Here is a 20,527-nt window from a genome sequence, read left to right as displayed (position 1 = left end):
TGAAGCCTTGCGGGAAAACGCTACTGATGCGGTTGCAGAAATGGATACACACCAGCGCAATGCTGGTTGCCTTGAGTGTTGTGCTGGGCGGTTGCGCCAGTGTTTCGCAGACGTCGGGTTCAGCCCAGCTGGACCAACTGCTGGCCGACCCGGCGCTGCACGGCGCCACGGTTTCCCTCATGGTGCGTGATGCCCGCAGCGGCGCCACGCTCTACCAGCACAACCCGCGCACGCGACTGGTGCCGGCCTCCAATCTCAAGTTGTTGACCACGGCGGCGGCCATGGATGTGCTGGGGCCGCAATACCGTTTTGCCACGCAATTGCTGAGCAACGGCATTCGCCAGGGTGATCGCCTGACTGGCAACCTCTACCTGCGCGGCCTGGGCGACCCGACCCTGCAGTTTGCCGACTATCAGGCACTGGCGGCGCAACTCGCCAGCCAGGGCATCCGTCAGGTGCAGGGCGACCTGGTGTTCGACGACACCTGGTTTGACGCCGAACGGCTGGGTGTCGATTGGTCCCATGACGATGAAAGCACCTACTACGGCGCGCAGATTTCGGCGCTGACCGTGTCACCCAACAGCGACTTTGATGCAGGCTCCGTGCTGGTGACCGCCAAGGCGCCGTCGCGGGTCGGCCAGCCGGTGGGGGTGGAGATCTTCCCGCCCACCGACTACCTGCAGTTGAGCAACCGCGCCGTCAGCGGCCCGGGCAATACCTATGGGATCAACCGCCGCCACGGCACCAACCTGTTGCAACTCAGTGGTGCGGTGGCGCCGGGCAAGCAGAGCCAGCAACTGGTGAGTGTGTGGGAGCCGACGCAACTGGTGGCCAACCTGTTCGAGCAGGCCCTGGCGCAGCAAGGCATCGTCGTGTCCGGACGGCGGATCATCGGCGGGGGCTCCCCGGTTGCGATCACCGTACTGGCCGAACACCAATCGGCGCCGTTGCAGGAGCTGATCACGCCGCTGCTCAAGCTGTCGAACAACAACATGTCCGAAGCCTTGCTCAAGGCCATGGGGCGCCAGACTGCCAATAGCGGTACGGCGGCGGCGGGTGTGGTGGCGGTGGCCGGGTTTCTCAAGCGCCAGGGCCTGGAGACGGCGGCGCTGAACCAGGTGGATGGCTCCGGTTTGTCGCGGCGCAACCTGGTGTCATCGCAAACCCTCACCGACCTGTTGCTGGCGGCCAGCAAACAACCCTGGTTCAACGCCTGGTACAACGCGCTGCCGATTGCCGGCAACGCCGACCGCATGACGGGCGGCAGCCTGCGTTATCGCCTGGTTGGCACGCCGGCGCAGAACAACCTGCACGCCAAGACCGGCTCCATGGGCGGTGTGTCGTCGCTCAGTGGTTACATCAATGATGCGCGCGGGCACCGGTTGGTGTTTTCCATGGTCACCAACAACTACGTGGTGGCGGGCGCGCAGGTCAAGGCCCTGGAAAACCGCGTGGCCGTGGCCCTCGCCGGTTGGGACAACTGATTCAGGGCTGGTAGCCCATGCGCCAGCTCACGGCCCGGGTTGCCGCCAGCAAATGCTGGGCCGCCGGGCCATCTTCATCGGCATGGAACAGGGAGGTGGGGCCGACCACGGTCATCACCGCCGCCACGTGCCCGACCGCGTTGAACACCGGCGCCGAGAGCGCATCCACCCCGGGCATCAGCAAGCCATGCACAAAGTGCAGGCCTCGGCTGCGGATCTGTTCGCAGGCGCTGGCGTAGGTCTGGTCGTCCGCCAGGGTATGGGCAGTGCCCGCCTGGATTTCGCGCTCGCGCAATTCCACGGTCTCCCGTGACGGCAAATAGGCGCTGAATACCAGCCCGGTGGAGGAACTGAGCAGAGGCAGTACCGAACCCAGCTGCGTCACCACCGTCACCGCACGCACGGCGGGTTCGATCTGCACCACGGTGGCGCCCTGGTTGCCCCATACCGCCAAAAAGCAGGTTTCGTTCAATTCATCGCGCAGCTCCGCCAGGGGCATCGCGCCGACTTTCAGCACGTCCATGCTGCCCAGCGCGGCCAGGCCCACGCGCAATGCTTCGCGGCCCAGGCCGTAATGGTTGGTGGCGGTGTTCTGTTCGGCAAAGCCCGAGGCGATCAGCGCTTGCAGGTAGCGATGCACCTTGCTGGCCGGCATCTGCACGTGTTCGGCCAGGCGCGACAGCGACGTGGCGGGGGACAGTTCGGCCAGGGCCTTGAGGATGTCGGTGCCCACTTCGGCCGAGCGGACTTTCTGTTTACCGGTGTCGCGGGGCTTTTCCATGGGGCAGCGGGAATCCGAGAGATGAATGGGCGTCTTTATAGCTTGACGGTCGATGGTGATCAAATTACGTTATGCGTAACTGGATTACGATAAAAACAACTTCCGCTCAGAGGATGATCCATGACCCTCGAATACCTGTCGGGCTTCGGCAATGAATTCGCCAGCGAAGCCCTGCCCGGCGCGCTGCCCGTCGGCCAGAACTCCCCGCAAAAAGCGCCCTACGGGCTGTACACCGAACTGTTCTCCGGCACCGCGTTCACCATGGCGCGCAGCGAAGCCCGTCGCACCTGGCTGTACCGCATCCAGCCGTCGGCCAATCACCCTGCCTTCGTCAAACTTGAGCGGCAATTGGCTGGTGGCCCGCTCGGCGCGGTGACGCCTAATCGCTTGCGTTGGAACCCGCTGGATATGCCTGGTGAGCCGACGGACTTCATCGATGGCCTCGTCGGCATGGTCGCCAATACCGGGTCGGAAAAACCCTCTGGCATCAGCATTTATCACTACCGCGCCAACCGCTCCATGGACCGCGTGTTCTTCAACGCCGATGGCGAACTGTTGATCGTGCCCGAGCAGGGCCGCTTGCGCATCGCCACTGAACTGGGCGTGTTGGAAGTGGAACCGCTGGAAATCGTCGTGCTGCCGCGTGGCCTTAAATTTCGCATCGAGCTGCTGGACGCCCAGGCGCGCGGCTATGTCGCCGAGAACCATGGCGCACCGCTGCGCCTGCCAGACCTTGGGCCTATCGGCAGCAACGGCCTGGCCAACCCGCGTGACTTCCTCACGCCGGTGGCCCACTACGAAGACCTCAAGCAACCGACCACCCTGGTGCAGAAATTCCTCGGTGAGCTGTGGGCCTGCGAGCTGGATCATTCGCCGCTGAACGTGGTGGCCTGGCACGGCAATAACGTGCCGTACAAATACGACCTGCGCCGCTTCAACACGATTGGCACGGTGAGCTTCGATCACCCGGACCCGTCGATCTTCACCGTGTTGACCTCGCCCACCAGCGTGCACGGCCTGGCCAACCTCGACTTCGTGATCTTCCCGCCACGCTGGATGGTGGCCGAGAACACCTTCCGTCCGCCGTGGTTCCACCGCAACCTGATGAACGAATACATGGGCCTGATCCAGGGCGCCTACGACGCCAAGGCCGAAGGTTTCCTGCCGGGCGGTGCGTCGTTGCACAGCTGCATGAGCGCCCACGGCCCGGACGGAGAGACCTGCACCAAGGCCATCAACGTCGAGTTGGCACCGCACAAGATCGATAACACCATGGCCTTCATGTTCGAGACCAGCCAAGTGCTGCGCCCTACACAGTTCGCCCTGGAATGCCCGCAACTGCAAAACACCTATGACGCGTGCTGGGCTTCGCTGCCCGCCACCTTCAACCCGAACCGGAGATAACCCATGACTCAGCCCACCCTTACCCGCAGCTGGGTAGCCTCCGCCAACGGTCACACGGACTTCCCCCTGCAAAACCTGCCGCTGGGCGTGTTCAGCATCAACGGCTCGGCGCCGCGCGCGGGCGTGGCGATTGGCGATTCGATCCTGGACCTGCAGGCGGCCATCGGCGAATTCGAGGGTGATGCCCGTCGTGCCGTCGAGGCAATGACCAGTGGCCAATTGAATGCGTTTTTCGAACTGGGTCGTGGCCCGCGTGTGGCGTTGCGTGAACGCTTGCTGGAACTACTGGCCGAAGGCAGCACGCTGCAAACTCGCGAGGCGCAGGTGCTGCACCGCGCCACCGACTGCCAGATGCATCTGCCGGCGAAGATCAGCGATTACACCGATTTCTACGTTGGCATCGAACACGCGCAGAACGTCGGCAAATTGTTCCGTCCCGACAACCCGCTGCTGCCTAACTACAAGTACGTGCCCATCGGCTACCACGGCCGTGCCTCGACCATTCGCCCCTCGGGCACCGACGTGCGCCGCCCCAAGGGCCAGACCTTGCCGGCCGGTCAGGCCGAGCCGACCTTTGGCCCGTGCGCACGCCTGGACTACGAATTGGAACTGGGCATCTGGATCGGCCAGGGCAACGACATGGGCGACTCGATTGCCATTGGCGACGCTGCCGAGCACATCGCCGGTTTCTGCCTGCTCAACGACTGGTCGGCGCGGGACATCCAGGCCTGGGAATACCAGCCGCTGGGGCCGTTCCTGTCGAAGAGCTTCATCACCACTATTTCCCCATGGGTCGTCACCGCCGAAGCCCTGGAACCGTTCCGCAAAGCGCAACCGGCGCGCCCTGAAGGCGACCCACAACCACTGTCGTACTTGCTGGATAAACGTGACCAGGCCGCGGGTGCACTGGACATCGAACTCGAAGTGCTGCTGACCACCGCCGCCATGCGTGAGCAGAACCTGCCGGCGCATCGCTTGGCGCTCAGCAACAGCCTGCATATGTACTGGACTGTCGCGCAGTTGGTGGCCCACCACAGCGTCAATGGTTGCCAGTTGCAGGCCGGCGACCTGTTCGGTTCGGGCACCTTGTCCGGGCCGGAAGCGGGCCAGTTCGGCAGCCTGTTGGAGATGACCGAAGGCGGCAAGAAAGCCGTCGAGCTGCCGTCCGGTGAGGTGCGCAAGTTCCTTGAGGACGGTGACGAAATCATCCTGCGCGCCCGTTGCCGCCGCGAAGGGTTTGCCTCCATCGGCTTCGGCGAATGCCGGGGCACCGTAACCGCAGCGCGCTAAGAGGGCAGGGCGATGGAACTCTACACCTACTACCGTTCCACCTCGTCGTACCGGGTGCGCATCGCGCTGGCCCTCAAGGGTCTGGATTTCAGCGCGATCCCGGTCAACTTGCTGGTGCCACCGGGCGGCGCCAACCGCCAGCCGGAATACCTGGCGATCAACCCCCAAGGCCGCGTGCCGGCTTTGCGCACCGATGAGGGCGAGTTGTTGATTCAATCGCCCGCGATCATCGAATACCTGGACGAGCGTTATCCACAGGCACCCCTGCTCTCTAAGGATCTGGCGACCCGCGCCCATGAGCGTGCGGTGGCGTCGATCATCGGCTGTGATATCCACCCGCTGCACAACTCCAGCACCCAGAACCTGCTGCGCCAGTGGGGGCATGATGAGGCGCAATTGCTGGAGTGGATCGGCCATTGGATCAGCCAGGGGCTGGGCGCGGTGGAGCAATTGATTGGCGACCGAGGCTTTTGCTTTGGTGAACAGCCGGGCATGGCTGACGCGTTTCTGATTCCCCAGCTGTACGCGGCCGAGCGCTTCAAGGTGCCGTTGACGGCGTACCCACGTATCGGTCGTGTGGCGGCGTTGGCGGCGCAGCATCCGGCCTTTATCCAGGCTCACCCCGCCAACCAGCCCGACACCCCCTGACCCTGTGGGGCCCGGTTGGCTGGCGATGGCGGTGTGTCAGGTAGACCGCTATCGCCGGCAAGCCGGCTCCTACAAGGTTGCGCGTGGCCATAAAAATAAAATAATAGGTACCTTGCGATGCACTCTCAGATTGCCAGCTTTCGCGCGGCACTCGACGCCCGTCCGGTGTCGCGCTACCAGTGGTTGATTCTCTTGTTGCTGGCCATGCTGCTGGTGACCGATGGCTACGATGCTCAGGTGCTGGGTTACGTGGTGCCGGCCCTGGCCAAAGATTGGGGTCTGGAAAAGGCTGCGTTCGGCCCAGTGTTCAGCGCCAACCTGCTGGGGCTCACCTTGGGCTCGTTGCTGGTGACGCCCCTGGCCGATCGGTTTGGCGTGCGGCGCATCCTGCTGGGCTGCGTGCTGATCTACGCCACCCTCACGGTGTTGATGGTGTTTGCCAACTCACTGACCACCTTGATGGTTGCGCGGTTTATCTGCGGCATCGGCATGGGCGGCGCGATGCCCAGCGCCATGGCCTTGATGTCGGAGTATTCCCCACCGCGCCTGCGCACCCTGATGGTGACGTTGGCGGCGTGCGGCTTTTCGTTTGGTGGCGCGGCGGGTGGGTTCGTGGCGGCCGGGTTTATCGAAGGCTACGGCTGGCAAGCGGTGTTCCTGGCGGGTGGCGTGACGCCGTTGTTGCTGTTCCCTTTCCTGATGTGGCTGTTGCCCGAATCCTTGCCACGTTTGTTGCGTGACGCGCCGCCTTATGCGCGCCTGCAAAAGGTCACGGCGCGCATGCTTCCGGGCTGGCAGCCGCCGTTGGCGAGTGCTGCAGATAACCTGCAAGAACAAGGCAGCAAGCTGACGGTGGTCGAGCTGTTCCGCCACGGTTATGCGCGCCCGACCGTACTGATCTGGGCGACGTTTTTTGTCAGCCTGATCCTGCTGTATTTCATGATCAGTTGGCTGCCGTCGCTGTTGCTGGAAAGCGGCCTGGCGTTGAAGGAAGCCAACCTGGTGACGTCGATGTTCCTGTTTGCCGGCACCTTGGGCGCCATCGGCATGGCTTGGTTCGCCGATCGCTTGAAACGCAAGGTACGCCTGCTGTCTGGCGTTTTGGCAGCGGCGGCGGTGTGTACCGTTCTGCTGGGGCTGAACCATGACAACCCACGCTACCTGGTGGCCTGCGTGTTCGCCGCCGGGTTCTGCATCATCGGTGGGCAACTGACCCTGAATGCTTTCGCCAGTAACTTCTACCCCGCACATGTTCGGGCGACGGGCACTGGGTGGGCGCTCGGCGTTGGGCGATTTGGTTCGATTCTCGGGCCGCTGTTTGGCAGCTTGTTGTTGGCGATGCACATTCCGGTGGAGCAGATTTTCTTCTTCTGCGCGATTCCGGCAGTGATTGCGGCGCTGTTGATCATCCAGGTGCGTTCGCCTGGCATGGATGTGCCGAAAAGCCCATTGCCCGGCGATATTCTCAAGGCCCCCGGCAATCACTGATTCACCCCGCCCAACGGAAGGCGCTTGCTTGCCGGTGACTTGTAATGAGCGGGCTTGCCCCGCGCCGCGGTGTGTCAGGCACAGCGGCGTGTCAGGCACAGTGGTGTGTCAGGCACAGCGGTGTGTCAGGCACAGCGGTGTGTCAGGCACTGTGGTGTGTCAGGTATGCCGTGGCGCGGGGCAAGCCCGCTCACTACAGTCGGGTTCAGTGCACGATGGTGTTGGGTGGCAAATGGCCCAGGCGTTCGGTCAGGCGCAGGCGTTGGATCGGGTCTTCGCTGAGCAGCAGCGCATGCTCCAGGTCAAAGCGCTCGGCACTCGGGCAATCCAGGCGCTGGTATAGACTGGCGCGTGCCAGGTAGTCGGCGGCGCTGGCGTTGCCCAGTTCCAGCACGCGTTCGGCGTCGATCAGGGCATCCAGCGGCGCATCGTTGGAAAGGTGCAACTGGCGCAAGTTGCGTGACAGCCGTTGCAGGATCGAACGAGGTTCTGCGGTGAGCAGGTGCTCGGACTGCAACTTGAGGTTCGGCCCGTACTGGCGGTGCAGCAGTTCGCGGCAATCGTTGGGGTACAGACGCCGACCGCCACAGGGGTCCAGCAAGTGATCGGCGCCCGGCACCCGCAGCAGGAAGTGGCCGGGAAAATTCACCCCGACCATCGGAATGTTCAGGCGTCGCGCCAATTCCATCGCGATCAACCCCATGGCCAGCGGCTGCCCGCGTTTGCGCTGCAGCACCTTGTCCAGCAAGGCGGCGGCGGGGCGCAGGGGGGTAAAGTCGTCCTGGGCAAATCCCAGGTCATTCATGCGCCGCAGCAGGGGCTGGCCCAGTTCGTCGGCGGGCAGCATGGGCATGCCGACGCTGACCTGTTGTTGCAACAAGGTGAAGTCTTGCAGGATCACCTGCGGTTGCACGACCGGATCGTGCTCGGCCGCAATCCACAGCGCGGCTTCGAACAGCGCAGGGGGCGAACGTTCCAGGCAGGCAAAAAAGGCTGTGCGGGGATTCATTGCGTTCTCCGGCAGATGCCCCCGTTTTAGCCTTGCTGAGAATTTTCGTCCAGCACATTGGGGAAATATCCCACGGTCTTATGTCGCAAGGCCTGCAAAACCGGGCGGCTTATTCCAGCGCACTTCGGCAGTTTTTTACCGTAAGCCTATACTTGGGCCTCTACCAGAAGTGATTCGGGAGCTCATTGATGTTTGCGCTCATGCACAGCACCCGCCTTGAATCGCTGCACCTGAGCGTCGACCCGGCCACCGGGCTGAAGGCGATCATAGCCATCCACAACAGCCGTCTGGGCCCAGCCTTGGGCGGCTGCCGCTACCTCGCTTACCCCGACGATCAAAGTGCCGTGGAAGATGCTGCGCGCCTGGCCCAGGGCATGAGCTACAAAGCCGCCCTGGCCGGTTTGCCGGTGGGCGGTGGTACGGCAGTGATCATCCGCCCCGTGCATGTGGAAAGCCGCGCGGCCTTATTCGAAGCCTTTGGGCGTTGCATCGAAAAACTCGACGGCCGCTTCATCACCGCCATCGACAGCGGCACCTCAGTGGCTGACATGGACTGCATCGCCCAGCACACCCGTTTCGTCACCAGCACCACCGCCGCTGGCGACCCGTCGCCCCATGCCGCCATGGGCGTGTTCACCGGCATACGCACCACTGCGATGGCCCGCCTGGGCAGCGACAACCTGGAAGGCTTGCGTGTGGCGGTCCAGGGCCTGGGCAATGTCGGGTTTGCCCTGGCCGAACAGCTGCATGCGGCCGGCGCTGAATTGCTGGTCAGCGACATCGACCATGGCAAGGTGCAACTGGCCATGGAGCAACTCGGCGCCCACCCCATCGCCAACGACGCCTTGCTCAGCACGCCCTGCGACATCCTTGCGCCCTGCGGCGTTGGTGCGGTGTTCAATCGCCACAGCGTCGGCCAGTTGCGTTGCGCCGCCGTGGCCGGTTCCGCCAGCGCGCAGTTGACCAACCTCGACATTGCCGACCAGCTGGAAGGGCGCGGCATCCTCTACGCCCCCGACTATGTGATCAACTCGGGTGGGCTGATCTACGTCGCGCTCAAGCACGGCGGTGCAGAGCTGGCGGACATCACCGCACACCTGTCGAACATCGGCGCACGCCTGACCGAGATCTTCGCCCACGCCCAAGCCGAAAAGCGTTCCCCCGCACGGGTGGCGGACGAATTGGCCGAGCGCCTGCTGTACAAATAAGCCAGGCATTAAAAAGGCCCTGAGTCAGTGACTCAGGGCCTGTTCAATTCGGGCTTTATTCTGCCGGTGCGTTCAGCAACTCGGACAACGCATCCGGCTGGCTCTTGAACGCCTTGGCAAACACATCGCGGTTCTTCGCCATGTAGATCCCGGCTTCTTCCACCTGCTGCTCGCTCAGGGACGGCACGGCTTTTTGCAACACTTCTGCCAGCAACTCAGCGAGTTCAAGCATCTTGTCATGACGGTCAGCTTCGGCTTTATCCATGAACAAACGCTCCAGATCTCGGCTGCTGCGGTATACCACTTCGACGGCCATTCACCACCTCACATGCCTTCACGATAGTTGTCTTTTGCGACTACTGTATTCATATACAGTGAAAAGGGTAAGCCAAACCGTGGGGTTTGGGTAGCAGTTTTTTAATGTAGCCCGTAAATACAGGTTTGCCGTGCCTCATGTCACCCCGCCACCATCTTATATCGGCCTCTGGCCTTTTTTCTGCATGCAGAACAACCGTCACGTCTAACCCGCATTATCCGGTCGAGTCGACCTAAGGAAGCATCATCGTGAAAATCAACTGGGCCGAAAAGCTGCGCCAGAACGTGCATGAACTGGCTGAGTCCCTGGGCAACCTGTTTGTCGAGTCGTTCCACTACCTGGCACTGTTCGCCATTGGTGCGGTGACGGCCTGGGCGGCGGTGATGGAGTTTTTGGGGATGCTAGAGAACGGGCACATCAAGATCGATGACATCTTGCTGCTGTTCATCTACCTGGAGCTGGGCGCAATGGTCGGGATTTACTTCAAGACCAACCACATGCCGGTGCGCTTCCTGATCTACGTGGCGATCACCGCGCTGACACGCCTGCTGATCTCCAACGTGTCCCACCACAACCCGCCTGATGTAGGCATCATCTACCTGTGCGGTGGGATTCTGTTGTTGGCGTTCTCGATCCTGGTGGTGCGCTACGCCTCGTCGGCGTTCCCGTCGGTGAAGGTCGAAGGCCCGCGCCGCAAAGGCGAGGCGAGCCTGGAAACCGAGAAGGGCGAGCTTTAAAGCCCGACGCTGAAGGGCAGGGTGTTCGTAGGCGGTCGCTGCAAGCGCTGGTGATCGCCATCGGTCATCACCGCCAGGATCTCCATGGCGCTGTGGCCCTGCTCGATGGCGATGCCGAACTGGATGCTTTGCACCAGGCGTTTGAGCCGTTGCGGGTCATTGCGTTGTTCGGCGCTGATCATGCGCTTGGCCACCACGCCCGACTCGTTCGAGAGGGTGAGCATGATGCTGCCATCCAGCCGTTGGATACTCAGGTTGACACGGTAGTTGGGGGTGAAGGTGTCTGTGATGATCTGAAAAGGATTGTCCATGGTGCGTTACCGCCTGATAAGAACATGCAGTCATTGACGACCGGTGTCGGGATTAGTTCGCGTTTCCTGACCACTGGCCAAAGTCCGTTTCCCTCATAAGCGGTACAGCAAGGGCCGTGCCGTGTAGAGCACTCATAGGCAGTGAGGTGCCAATGTGGGAGCGGGCTTGCTCGCGAATGCGGTGTGTCAGCTCAAGAATACTTGGCTGAAGGACCGCTATCGCTGGCAAGCCCGCGCCTACAGGGGGCGCGGTGTTGTGGGCTATTTCAGGGCAGTACCGAGAAAACGATCGCAGACAGCGCAATCAAGCCGATCACCACCACAAACACATTCGACACCTGGCCCGAGTACTGGCGCAGAGATGGCACGCGACGGATCGCGTACATCGGCATCAGGAACAGCAGGCACGCGATGATCGGCCCGCCCATGGTCTCGATCATGCCCAGGATGCTCGGGTTGAAGGTGGCCACGGCCCAGCAGGTCAACACCATGAACAGGGCGGTGCTGCGTTCCAGCCATTTGGCCGACAGCGAACGATTACGGCTGCGCAGGGATTTGACGATCAAGCCCTGGAAGCCTTCGCTGGCGCCGATGTAGTGGCCGAGGAAGGATTTGGTAATGGCCACCAGCGCAATCAACGGCGCGGCGTAGGCGATTACCGGGGTCTGGAAGTGGTTGGCCAGGTACGACAGGATCGAAATGTTCTGGGCCTTGGCCGCTGCCAGGTCGGCAGGCGACAGCGCCAGCACGCAGCTGAAGCAGAAGAACATCACCGTCAGCACCATCATGCCGTGGGCCGTGGCCAGGATGCCGCTGCTCTTGCGCTCGGCCTGGGCGCCGTACACGCGTTTCTGGTCGACGGCGAAGGCCGAGATGATTGGCGAGTGGTTGAAGGAAAACACCATCACCGGGATCGCCAGCCACAGGGTCTTGAGGAACAGCGGCATTGGCATGCCATCACCGGCAGAGGCGAAGAACGCGCCGTTCCAGTTAGGGATCAGGCTGAACGCCAACAACAGCAGGGCGGCGACGAACGGATACACCAGCACGCTCATGGCCTTGACGATCACGCCTTGGCCGCAACGCACGATGGCCATCAGGCCGAGGATCAGCACCAGTGACAGGACCGCCCGCGGCGGCGGGGTCATGTGCAGTTGGTGTTCCATGAAGCTGCCGAGGGTGTTGGTCAGTGCGACGCTGTACACCAGCAGGATCGGGAAAATCGCGAAGAAATACAGCAGGGTGATCAACTTGCCTGCGCCGACGCCGAAATGTTCCTCGACCACTTCGGTGATGTCGCCGGATTTGCCCGACAACACAAAGCGCGTCAGCCCACGGTGGGCGAAGAAGGTCATCGGGAAGGCCAGCAGTGCCAGCACGATCAGCGGCCAGAAGCCACCAACGCCGGCATTGATCGGCAGGAACAAGGTGCCCGCGCCGATGGCGGTGCCATACAGGCCGAGCATCCAGGTGGTGTCGTGTTTGGTCCAGCCGGTGGTCACGGTGTTTTCTAAAGCGGGACTTGCTTTTGAAGGTGTATCGGCAGCAGGTGTACGTACATCGGTCATCGTTATTGCCTCGTTATTATTTTTGCGCGGGCTCACGTTGGGGCGGTCAGGAAATGCTCCTCAGCATTCCACCCAGTTCACGGCCAGGCCGCCCCGTGAAGTTTCTTTGTATTTGTCATGCATATCGGCGCCGGTATCGCGCATGGTGCGAATCACCCGGTCGAGGGAAATGAAGTGTTTGCCATCACCGCGCAGGGCCATTTGCGTGGCGTTGATCGCTTTGACGGCGGCGATGGCATTGCGCTCGATACACGGCACTTGCACCAGGCCACCGACTGGATCGCAGGTCAGGCCGAGGTTGTGTTCCAGGCCGATTTCGGCGGCGTTTTCCAGTTGCTCGGGTGTCGCACCCAGCACATCGGCCAAGCCGGCAGCGGCCATGGCGCAAGCCGAACCGACTTCACCCTGGCAGCCGACTTCGGCGCCGGAGATCGAGGCGTTTTTCTTGCAGAGAATGCCGACCGCGGCGGCGGCCAGGAAGAAATTGACCACGTCGTCGTCGCAGGCTGCGGGGTTGAACTTCATGTAGTAGTGCAGGACGGCAGGGATGATGCCCGCCGCGCCGTTGGTCGGTGCCGTGACCATGCGCCCGCCCGCCGCGTTTTCTTCGTTGACGGCCAGGGCAAACAGGTTGACCCACTCCATCGCCGACAAGGTCGACGTGATGACATTCGGTTTGCCGATTTCCAACAGGTTGCGGTGCAATTTCGCGGCGCGACGGGGCACATCCAGGCCGCCCGGCAAGATGCCTTCATCGCGCAAACCCTGTTCCACGCATTCGCGCATCACCGACCAGATATGCAGCAGGCCACTGCGGATTTCCTCGTCGCTGCGCCAGGCACGTTCGTTGGCCATCATCAGCTCGGAAACCCGCAGGCCATGCGTGTTGCACAAGGCCAGCAGTTCGACTGCGCTGGAGAAGTCGTAGGGCAATTCCACTTCGCTGGTCGGCGCAATACCCGACTCAGCCTCGGCGGCTTCGATGATGAAACCACCGCCCACCGAGTAGTAGGTTTGTTCGCTCAACAGGCCGTTGTCGCCGTAGGCGTGCAGGGACATGGCGTTGGGGTGGTAGGGCAGGCTTTCGTCGAGCAGCAGGAGGTCGTGTTGCCAGTTGAAAGCAATGTCCTGGGTGCCGGCGAGCAGCAGGCGACCGGACTCGCGCAGTTGCTGGATGCGCGCATTGATGGAGGTTGGGTCAACCGTATCTGGCCATTCACCCATCAGCCCCATCACGCAGGCGCGGTCGGTGGCGTGGCCGACACCGGTGGCTGACAACGAGCCGTACAGGCGCACTTCGACACGCCGGGTGTCGTTCAGTAGATGTTGGTCTTTCAGGGCTTGGGCAAAGGTCGCGGCCGCCCGCATCGGGCCGACGGTATGGGAGCTGGACGGGCCGATGCCCACCTTGAATAGATCGAAAACACTGATAGCCATGCTAAAGCCTTACAAGCAATGGAGTAGAAATCGCTGCCATGTTTTGTAGGACGAGCGGAATTGGCGCGATACTGAGCCTCTGGATCGGCACTGACCAACGAATTATCCTAAGACACCCTTTAGCAGGACTAAACCCTATGACTCGCCCCCTTCATGGCCAGACCTACGTCTGGTTGCACGTGTTTTCCTGCGCGGCGCGGCATTTGTCGTTCACCCGTTGCGCCGAAGAACTGCACATCACGCCGGGGGCGGTGAGCCAACAAATTCGCCAGTTGGAGGAGCGCCTGGGGTTTCGCCTGTTTCATCGGCGGGCGCGTGGCGTGGAACTCAGCGCCGAGGGGCAGCGGCTGGCGACGACGGTGGGGGAGGCCTACGGCAGCATCGATGCGGAGCTGCAGCGGCTGGACGCGGGGATGATCAGTGGCACCTTGCGCTTGCGCTCGATCCCGTCGTTTCTCGGCAAGTGGCTGACGCCGCGCTTGCCACGGCTGCAGCAGCGTTTCCCGGACATCCAGCTGCGTATGGTCGCGGAAGACAGCAGCATCGCCCTGCACGAAGGCGACTTCGACCTGGCGATCGATTTGAACGACGGCAGCTACCCCGGCCTGTTATCCACAGCCCTGCTGGACGAGCAGATTTTTCCGGTGTGCGCCCCCAGCCTGCTGCGTGGTCGCCCACCGTTGCATGGCCCGGCTGACCTGGTGCATTTCCCGTTGTTGCACGACATCACTGCGTGGCGTGGGAGTTATGAGTACGCGGAGTGGGAGTTTTACCTGAATGCCATCGGCTATCACGAGGCCGATGTTCGGCGCGGGCACACCTTCAACCGCAACCACCTGACGATCGAGGCTGCCATCGCCGGTATGGGCGTGGCCATTGCGCGGCGCACCTTGCTCAATGATGAGCTGGAGCGTGGCACCTTGATCGTGCCGTTCGGCCTGGCGGTGCCCAATCACAAACGCTATGTATTGCTCTATGCGCCAGGCGCGCTGAGCCACCCGGGCGTAAGGGCGGTGCATGATTGGCTGGTGGAAGAAGCGGGGATTTTTCGCGGATTGCACCCCTTGGGTGAGGGGCAATTGTGAGGTTATTCAGGCGTAAGAAGATGTAACTAACTCCCCACCCTAACAGCGTTTTTGCTCGTAGTCAGACTTAATTTGTAATGTGGGATTTATCTTTGCAAAGGGGTTGAATTACTTCTCTGACTGCTCAATTGTGTCATCAAGAGGTCATGGTTACACCACACCGGTGTTGCAGTTGTGACCTCCCGCGAGCTAGCTGAAATAAGGGAAGAACTATGCAAATCCAAGTCAATAGCGATAACCATATTGAAAGCAGCATCCGACTGGAGGAGTGGGTACGTACTACCATTGAGAGCACGCTCGAACGTTATGACGAACATCTGACCCGCGTTGAGGTTTACCTGCGCGATGAGAACGGCGACAAGCCCGGCCCCCATGATTTGAGTTGCCGACTGGAAGCGCGGCCAAAGGGCCATCAACCGGTCTCGGTCTGCGACAAGGCCGACACGCTGGAACAGGCCATCGACGGTGCTGCCATCAAGCTGGAGCATGCATTGGAACATCTGTTCGGCAAACTGCAAGGCAAGCCGCGCGCTGCCGGCAAAAGCCAGCCGACCACCAAAGTGAATGAAGACGAGCTTGAACAGGAGTTCCTGGAAAAAGAACGTGCCGTGTTCAACGGCTGATCACTGACAGTTACTTCATCGCCACTAAAGACGGGCCTGCATTTGCAGGCCCGTTTTCGTTGTGGGCGCTTTCGAGCCTAGCGAGGCTGCGAGAGCGGCGGCACAGGCGACATATCAATCGACTGTGCCGCCGCGATCGCTGCGGTGCGACGATTCGACAAGCCAGCGCCTACAGTGGATCTTCGTCGCTGCACACATCCCCTGTGGGAGTTGTCGAGCTTTAGCGAGGCTGCGAAGGCGGCGGCACAGGCGACATCTCAAAAAGGCTGTGCGCGGCTGCGGAAAAAATGCCAACTCAACAACGCCAGCACGCCTGCGCCAATGCCCGCAAAGAGCATGGCCCAACCGGCGCCGTGGCGCAGGGCGGCCTGGGCATCTGTGGTCGTCAGCCCGGGTACATCCAGCTTGCCAGCGGCAATGTGCTGGCTGATGGCACTCCAGTCCATGGCCGTGGTTGCGGGCAGCAAACTGGCCAGCTGATGGCTGATCCCTAGCAATAACACCAAGCCCATTAACGCAATATTGAGTGCCAGCGTGATCAGCCGCGCACTGAGGTCGATGCCCGACGCCATGCCCGCACGGTCAGCCGAAACCGAGCCGGTGGTGGTATTGGTGGTGGGTGAGTTGGTCAGCGCCAAGCCGATACCGGCGAGCACGCAACTGCAGAGCACCAGTGCGGTACTCGGCTGCTCTGCACGGTTGATCACGGCCATGGCGATAAACCCCGCGCCCATCAGGCCAAGGCCCAGCGGGATGATGCGTTCGGCGCCATAGCGCAAGGCCAGGCGTTCGGCCAGCGGCGGCACCAGCAAGGTCGGCAGGGTGTAGGCGAGCAGGGCGCCGCCGGTGGTCACGGTGTCGTAGCCCAGGCCCGCCTGGAAGTAGAGCGGCAAGTAGATCATGAACGGCCAGAAACTGAAGTTCATGCCGATCGAACCCATCAGTGCGCCGTTGAAACGCTGGATACGAAACACCGAAAAATCGAACATCGGATGCGCACTGCGTCGTTCAATGAAGATGAACAGCAACAGCCCGGCCAGCGACAAACCGGCCCAGCCGAGCATGGCCGGGGTGGCAAAGCCGTGTTCGGTGCCTTGGGTGATGAAGTACACCAGCGCGAACACCGACAGCGTCAAAGTGAGCATGCCGGCGATATCCAGGCGATGGCCGGCCGGGTCGCGGGATTCCTGCACGCTGATGCGCAGCAGCACCAGGGTGAACAAGGTCAGTGGCACATGCACCAGGAACACCCAGCGCCAGTCAGCCATGGCCAGGATCAACGCACCTACGATCGGCCCGAAACCCAGGCCGATACCTGCAATCACGCCCCATATCGCGAAGGCCCGGGCTCGCGCCGTGGGCTCGCGGAACAGGTGCGACAGAATCGCGAATTGGCAGATCATCATCGCGCCTGCCCCTATCCCCTGCACGAAACGCGCAGTGATCAACGTGGGTGCGCTGTCGGCCAGGCCGCAGGCCAGCGAGGCCAGGCCAAAGACCCACAAGCACAGCACCAGCATGCGCCGGCGGCCAAAGCGGTCGGCCAGGGTGCCGGCGGTCATCAGTACGCTGGTGCAGGCCAGCGTGTAGGCGTTCATGATCCATTGGGCGTCCTGGAAGCCCGTGCCCAGTTGCTGTTCCAAAGTGGGCAGGATGACGGGCACGCTGGAAATTTCCAGGCCGAACATCAGGGCGACTAGGCAAACGGCGGTGAGGGCGAGCGCGTTCCTGGCCGCATGGGGTGTGCTGACGGCCGATAACGTGGCGGCGGTTGGCATGGGATTCTCCTGAAGGTTGAGGATTCGGTTATTTTCAGGGGAATCTGGTTCTTTATTCGTGATAAGTTTTCTGCTGATAAGGGATCTAAAGGCGACAATTGCACCATGACCACTCCGCGTTTCGATGGCGTCGAACTCTTTTTGCAGATCGTGGAAAGCGGCAACCTGACGCAAGCCGCCGAACGGCTGAACCTCACGCGCTCTGCGGTAGGCAAGGGCCTGGCGCGGCTGGAGGCACGCTTGGGCACTTGCTTGCTGCAGCGCTCCACACGGCGTCAGTATCTGACCGAGGACGGGCAGGCGTACTACGAACATTGTTTGCGGGCACTGGCTGAGCTGGAGGCGGCCGAGTCGGTGTTGGAGAGTGGTCGGCAGCAGCCACGCGGGCGCTTGCGGGCGAGTGTGCCGCTGGCCTTCGGTCATCACTATGCGGCGCCGGCGCTCTGGGGGTTGATGGATCGATACCCGGAACTGGAAGTCGAGATTTGCTTCTCGGACCGCATGATCGACCTGGCGCAGGAGGGCTTCGACATTGCCGTGCGCATTGGCTCATTGCCTGATACGGATCGACTGAGCGCTCGCCGCCTGGGCGAACAGGTTGTGGGCCTGGCGGCTTCGCCGGCGTACTTGCAGCGCAAGGGACGTATTGCAGGGATTGATGACCTCGCAGGCCATCGAGGTATCGCCTACCGCAGCAATACGGCGTACCGCTCGCGTGTGGCGTCCCCCTTGGTGTTGGACGACCTCCAGGCCGTGGCCGACGCCGCGATTGCAGGCGTTGGCCTGGCCTGGTTGCCGAGTTGGCTGATTGCGCATTACGTCTTGCGCGGTCAGTTGGAGCCGGTTTTGCCGGGCTACCGGGAGCAGCCTTCACCGATCCATGTGATCTGGCCGACGGCCCCACACATGCCGGCCAAAACGCGCTGCGCAATTGATGCGCTGGTGGCGGGCACGCCCAGCTGCCTGGCGGGCAGTTAATTCCCTTTTCGACAAGCCAGCTCCTACAGGGGGGCGTGTTTAAAACGCGATGGAGGTTTGCACGTACACCGTACGTGGTTCGCCCACATATTTGCCCTTGTTGTTATCGTCGAACGAGCGGGTGTAGTACTGCTTGTTGAAGATGTTTTTCACGCCGACCGCCACGTTCAAATCCGACAGCTGCGGACCGAAGTCGTACGCCGCGCGGCTGCTGAACAGCATGTAGCCGGGGATGCGTCCGGTGCTGCCGTCGGCACTTTCGGCCACGGTGTTGGCGTTGTCGGCGAACTGGCTGCTCTGGTAGCTGCTGTCCAGGTTGAGCTTCCAGCGGCCTTCGGTGTAGCCCACGCCGAGGGTGCCTTTGTGCTTGGACGAGAAGGGCACGCGGTTGCCTTTGTTCGGGCCGTCTTCGCGGATGGTCGCATCGACATAGGCATAGGTGGCATACACATCAAACCCCGCCAGCGCCGGGCTCAACCCGTCGAGGGCGTAGTTGACGCTCGACTCGATGCCCTGGTGACGGGTTTCGCCACGGGCAATCACTGAGTCGTTGGTCTGGTTGCTGTCGTACTGGTTATCGAAGTTGATCAGGAACGCGCCGATTTCCGCACGCAGGGTGCCGTTGTCATAGCGCGTGCCGAGTTCCCAGGTGCGGGCTTTTTCCGGCTTCACTTCGCCGCTGGTCACACGGTTGGGCATCTGGCTGTACTGCACGCTGCCGAACGAGCCTTCGGTGTTGGCGTAGAGGTTCCAGTCGTCGGTGAGGTGGTAGAGCACGTTCAACGCCGGCAGCGCGGTGTTGTAGTCGCCCTTGTATTTGACGTTTGTCAGGTTGTTGGTCTGCTGGGACTCGATCATCTCGTAGCGCACGCCCGGGGTGATGGTCCACTTGCCGATGTCGATGCGGTCATCGACGAAAAACGCGTTGGCTTCGGTGGCGCCACGGGTGTCGCGGTCGTTGCGGCTGTTGGTGTTGGGCAGTTGCTGGTTGGCGCTGATCGGCGTGCGGTAGCGCAATTCATGGCCGGCTTCGTTGATGTAGCGGTAGCCCACACCCACTTCATGGCTGGTGGGGCCAAGGTCGAAGCCCTGGGCAAAGCGGGTTTCAAGGCCGCGTACCCAGTACTCGCGCGGCGACAGCGACAGGAAGGTGCCCTGGTCCAGGTAGCCGTTGCGCAGTGTGGTGGTGAAGAAGGTGTTGGCGGTGAATTCGCGGCGGTCTTCCTGGTAGCGGTAGCCGGCGTTGAACATGGTGCGACGGCCCCAGAATTTGTCGTAGGGGCGGGTGGACTGATACGGATCGGCCTTGTAGTCCTTGACGTTCAAACCGCCGGGCATATCGGCCTGGCCTTCGTAGTACTGCGCCATGGCGTTGAAACTGTTGGCGTCGTCGAGCTGGTATTTGCCCTTGAGGATCAGGTCGTCGATGCGCGTGTTGCTGTTTTCCCGCCAGTCGCCGCCACGGGTGCCCGAGTAAAGGATCGCACCACCGAGGCCGTTGTCGGCAGTGCCGCCGGCGAGCAGGTTGCCAGTGGTCTTGAAGCCGTCGTGGCTGGACGACGGGCTGGTCTCGGTCTGCAAACCACCTTTGACGGTCGGTGCATCGGGGATCGCCCGGGTCACGAAGTTGACGATGCCCCCGACGTTCTGAGGGCCATAGCGCACGGCGCCACCGCCGCGTACGACATCGACGGCGTCCATGTTGCCCATGCTGATCGGCGCGAACGACAACTGCGGCTGGCCGTACGGCGCGAAAGGCACCGGAATACCGTCCATCAATACCGTAGAGCGCGACGCCAGGCGCGGGTTGAGGCCGCGAATGCCGAAGTTCAGCGCCATGTCGTGGCTGCCGGTGCCGTTGTTTTCCGGGGCGTTGACGCCGGGGATTCGGTTGAGCACATCGCGGGCCTGGGTGGCGCCCTGGCGTTCGAATGCTTCGCGGCGGATCACGTCACGGGCACCGGGGTGTTCGAATACATTGGTCTGCTGCGCGTCGCCGAGCCAGTCGCCCACCACGTTGGAGGTTTGCAGTTCCAGCGTGGAAGGGGCGCTGGCCGGTTGCAGGCTGTAGGCATTGTTGCCCTCGGCGCGGGCTTGCAGGCCTGTGCCTTCCAGCAGTTTCTGCAGGCCTTCGGCGGCGCTGTAGTTGCCAGACAGCCCGCGACTTTGCAGGCCGGCCGTCACTTCGGAGCCGAACGAAATCAATACGCCAGCCTCACGCCCGAATTGATTGAGTGCCGCTTCCAACGATGCCGGAGCAATGTGATAGGGCTTGGCATCCGCCGCCATCACATGAGGAATCACCGTAAGACTGAGGCTGGCGCCCAGTAGGAGTTGGCGCAAGGTACGGGTGAGAAGCGTCGGTTGCTGGGGCATGAAGAG

At 62.1% G+C, this 20,527-nt stretch carries 18 protein-coding genes; 10 read left to right on the top strand and 8 right to left on the bottom strand.

Annotated elements, in window-relative coordinates:
- Positions 1-26 precede the first annotated feature (26 nt).
- A complete protein-coding gene (dacB, locus tag M2394_RS06100) occupies positions 27-1,484 on the top strand; it encodes a D-alanyl-D-alanine carboxypeptidase/D-alanyl-D-alanine-endopeptidase (RefSeq protein WP_178922882.1) in 1,458 nt (485 codons plus the stop codon).
- A 1-nt stretch (position 1,485) separates the two neighbouring features.
- Here dacB and M2394_RS06095 read toward each other — a convergent pair whose 3' ends face one another.
- Positions 1,486-2,265, bottom strand: coding sequence for an IclR family transcriptional regulator (locus tag M2394_RS06095; RefSeq protein ID WP_259171898.1), 780 nt, complete (start codon positions 2,263-2,265; stop codon positions 1,486-1,488).
- Positions 2,266-2,385: 120 nt separating this feature from the next.
- On the opposite strand from M2394_RS06095, the gene hmgA reads away from it, so the two are divergent.
- The 4 genes from hmgA to M2394_RS06075 all read left to right on the top strand — a co-directional run bounded on the left by hmgA (position 2,386) and on the right by M2394_RS06075 (position 7,095).
- Positions 2,386-3,669 (top strand): homogentisate 1,2-dioxygenase, encoded by a 1,284-nt coding sequence (gene hmgA, locus M2394_RS06090; protein WP_178922886.1) that lies wholly within the window; start codon positions 2,386-2,388, stop codon positions 3,667-3,669.
- 3 nt (positions 3,670-3,672) lie between these two features.
- On the top strand, positions 3,673-4,959 hold the full coding sequence (fahA, locus tag M2394_RS06085; protein WP_259171897.1) for a fumarylacetoacetase: 1,287 nt from the start codon (positions 3,673-3,675) through the stop codon (positions 4,957-4,959).
- A gap of 12 nt (positions 4,960-4,971) precedes the next feature.
- Positions 4,972-5,607 carry a maleylacetoacetate isomerase gene (gene maiA / locus M2394_RS06080; protein WP_259171896.1) on the top strand — a complete coding sequence of 212 codons (636 nt, stop codon included), beginning with the start codon at positions 4,972-4,974 and terminating at the stop codon, positions 5,605-5,607.
- A gap of 117 nt (positions 5,608-5,724) precedes the next feature.
- Positions 5,725-7,095, top strand: a complete 1,371-nt coding sequence (locus tag M2394_RS06075; protein ID WP_259171895.1) for an aromatic acid/H+ symport family MFS transporter — start codon at positions 5,725-5,727, stop codon at positions 7,093-7,095.
- Between the two features lie 205 nt (positions 7,096-7,300).
- Here M2394_RS06075 and M2394_RS06070 read toward each other — a convergent pair whose 3' ends face one another.
- A complete protein-coding gene (locus M2394_RS06070) occupies positions 7,301-8,104 on the bottom strand; it encodes a SirB1 family protein (protein WP_178922895.1) in 804 nt (267 codons plus the stop codon).
- A gap of 188 nt (positions 8,105-8,292) precedes the next feature.
- On the opposite strand from M2394_RS06070, the gene M2394_RS06065 reads away from it, so the two are divergent.
- On the top strand, positions 8,293-9,312 hold the full coding sequence (locus tag M2394_RS06065; protein WP_178922897.1) for a Glu/Leu/Phe/Val dehydrogenase: 1,020 nt from the start codon (positions 8,293-8,295) through the stop codon (positions 9,310-9,312).
- Between the two features lie 55 nt (positions 9,313-9,367).
- On the opposite strand, the gene M2394_RS06060 is transcribed toward M2394_RS06065, so the two are convergent.
- Complete coding sequence (locus M2394_RS06060; protein WP_012722374.1) at positions 9,368-9,628, bottom strand: YebG family protein; 261 nt, start codon at positions 9,626-9,628, stop codon at positions 9,368-9,370.
- A gap of 248 nt (positions 9,629-9,876) precedes the next feature.
- On the opposite strand from M2394_RS06060, the gene M2394_RS06055 reads away from it, so the two are divergent.
- A complete protein-coding gene (locus M2394_RS06055) occupies positions 9,877-10,365 on the top strand; it encodes a phosphate-starvation-inducible protein PsiE (RefSeq protein ID WP_017254513.1) in 489 nt (162 codons plus the stop codon).
- On the opposite strand, the gene M2394_RS06050 is transcribed toward M2394_RS06055, so the two are convergent.
- The 3 genes from M2394_RS06050 to M2394_RS06040 form a co-directional block, all read right to left on the bottom strand.
- Entirely contained in the window at positions 10,362-10,676 is a 315-nt protein-coding gene (locus tag M2394_RS06050; RefSeq protein ID WP_176994955.1) for a DUF3509 domain-containing protein, read from the bottom strand. The two genes, M2394_RS06055 and M2394_RS06050, sit on opposite strands and share 4 nt — an antisense overlap.
- A gap of 266 nt (positions 10,677-10,942) precedes the next feature.
- Positions 10,943-12,244 carry a serine/threonine transporter gene (locus M2394_RS06045; protein WP_178922899.1) on the bottom strand — a complete coding sequence of 434 codons (1,302 nt, stop codon included), beginning with the start codon at positions 12,242-12,244 and terminating at the stop codon, positions 10,943-10,945.
- A gap of 60 nt (positions 12,245-12,304) precedes the next feature.
- Positions 12,305-13,681 carry an L-serine ammonia-lyase gene (locus M2394_RS06040; protein WP_259171894.1) on the bottom strand — a complete coding sequence of 459 codons (1,377 nt, stop codon included), beginning with the start codon at positions 13,679-13,681 and terminating at the stop codon, positions 12,305-12,307.
- Between the two features lie 137 nt (positions 13,682-13,818).
- On the opposite strand from M2394_RS06040, the gene M2394_RS06035 reads away from it, so the two are divergent.
- The gene (locus tag M2394_RS06035; protein WP_176994952.1) at positions 13,819-14,766 is read left to right on the top strand and encodes a LysR substrate-binding domain-containing protein; all 948 of its coding nucleotides are present in this window, start codon (positions 13,819-13,821) and stop codon (positions 14,764-14,766) included.
- Positions 14,767-14,978: 212 nt separating this feature from the next.
- Positions 14,979-15,389, top strand: a complete 411-nt coding sequence (locus tag M2394_RS06030; protein ID WP_178922902.1) for an HPF/RaiA family ribosome-associated protein — start codon at positions 14,979-14,981, stop codon at positions 15,387-15,389.
- A gap of 257 nt (positions 15,390-15,646) precedes the next feature.
- Here M2394_RS06030 and M2394_RS06025 read toward each other — a convergent pair whose 3' ends face one another.
- Positions 15,647-17,167 (bottom strand): MFS transporter, encoded by a 1,521-nt coding sequence (locus M2394_RS06025; protein WP_259171893.1) that lies wholly within the window; start codon positions 17,165-17,167, stop codon positions 15,647-15,649.
- Between the two features lie 105 nt (positions 17,168-17,272).
- Between M2394_RS06025 and M2394_RS06020 the strand changes: the two genes are divergently transcribed.
- Positions 17,273-18,145, top strand: coding sequence for a LysR family transcriptional regulator (locus tag M2394_RS06020; RefSeq protein ID WP_178922904.1), 873 nt, complete (start codon positions 17,273-17,275; stop codon positions 18,143-18,145).
- Positions 18,146-18,184: 39 nt separating this feature from the next.
- Here the strand turns inward: M2394_RS06020 and fecA are convergent, their stop codons facing one another.
- A complete protein-coding gene (gene fecA, locus M2394_RS06015) occupies positions 18,185-20,521 on the bottom strand; it encodes a TonB-dependent Fe(3+) dicitrate receptor FecA (RefSeq protein WP_259171892.1) in 2,337 nt (778 codons plus the stop codon).
- Between the last annotated feature and the right edge of the window lie 6 nt (positions 20,522-20,527).

The organism is Pseudomonas sp. BIGb0164, assembly GCF_024810135.1.
Classification (GTDB): domain Bacteria; phylum Pseudomonadota; class Gammaproteobacteria; order Pseudomonadales; family Pseudomonadaceae; genus Aquipseudomonas.
The sequence above is the reverse complement of the archived record's forward strand: the minus strand, read 5'-3'. Positions and strand labels throughout refer to the sequence as shown.

Excerpts from the sequence above, each read along its gene's own strand:
- M2394_RS06045 (WP_178922899.1), bottom strand. The coding sequence starts at position 12,244 with ATGACCGATGTACGTACACCTGCTGCCGATACACCTTCAAAAGCAAGT.
- fecA (WP_259171892.1), bottom strand. The coding sequence starts at position 20,521 with ATGCCCCAGCAACCGACGCTTCTCACCCGTACCTTGCGCCAACTCCTA.
- maiA (WP_259171896.1), top strand. The coding sequence starts at position 4,972 with ATGGAACTCTACACCTACTACCGTTCCACCTCGTCGTACCGGGTGCGC.
- dacB (WP_178922882.1), top strand. The coding sequence starts at position 27 with ATGCGGTTGCAGAAATGGATACACACCAGCGCAATGCTGGTTGCCTTG.
- M2394_RS06060 (WP_012722374.1), bottom strand. The coding sequence starts at position 9,628 with ATGGCCGTCGAAGTGGTATACCGCAGCAGCCGAGATCTGGAGCGTTTG.
- hmgA (WP_178922886.1), top strand. The coding sequence starts at position 2,386 with ATGACCCTCGAATACCTGTCGGGCTTCGGCAATGAATTCGCCAGCGAA.
- M2394_RS06065 (WP_178922897.1), top strand. The coding sequence starts at position 8,293 with ATGTTTGCGCTCATGCACAGCACCCGCCTTGAATCGCTGCACCTGAGC.
- M2394_RS06095 (WP_259171898.1), bottom strand. The coding sequence starts at position 2,265 with ATGGAAAAGCCCCGCGACACCGGTAAACAGAAAGTCCGCTCGGCCGAA.
- M2394_RS06075 (WP_259171895.1), top strand. The coding sequence starts at position 5,725 with ATGCACTCTCAGATTGCCAGCTTTCGCGCGGCACTCGACGCCCGTCCG.
- M2394_RS06020 (WP_178922904.1), top strand. The coding sequence starts at position 17,273 with ATGACCACTCCGCGTTTCGATGGCGTCGAACTCTTTTTGCAGATCGTG.
- M2394_RS06030 (WP_178922902.1), top strand. The coding sequence starts at position 14,979 with ATGCAAATCCAAGTCAATAGCGATAACCATATTGAAAGCAGCATCCGA.
- M2394_RS06070 (WP_178922895.1), bottom strand. The coding sequence starts at position 8,104 with ATGAATCCCCGCACAGCCTTTTTTGCCTGCCTGGAACGTTCGCCCCCT.
- fahA (WP_259171897.1), top strand. The coding sequence starts at position 3,673 with ATGACTCAGCCCACCCTTACCCGCAGCTGGGTAGCCTCCGCCAACGGT.
- M2394_RS06025 (WP_259171893.1), bottom strand. The coding sequence starts at position 17,167 with ATGCCAACCGCCGCCACGTTATCGGCCGTCAGCACACCCCATGCGGCC.
- M2394_RS06035 (WP_176994952.1), top strand. The coding sequence starts at position 13,819 with ATGACTCGCCCCCTTCATGGCCAGACCTACGTCTGGTTGCACGTGTTT.
- M2394_RS06040 (WP_259171894.1), bottom strand. The coding sequence starts at position 13,681 with ATGGCTATCAGTGTTTTCGATCTATTCAAGGTGGGCATCGGCCCGTCC.
- M2394_RS06050 (WP_176994955.1), bottom strand. The coding sequence starts at position 10,676 with ATGGACAATCCTTTTCAGATCATCACAGACACCTTCACCCCCAACTAC.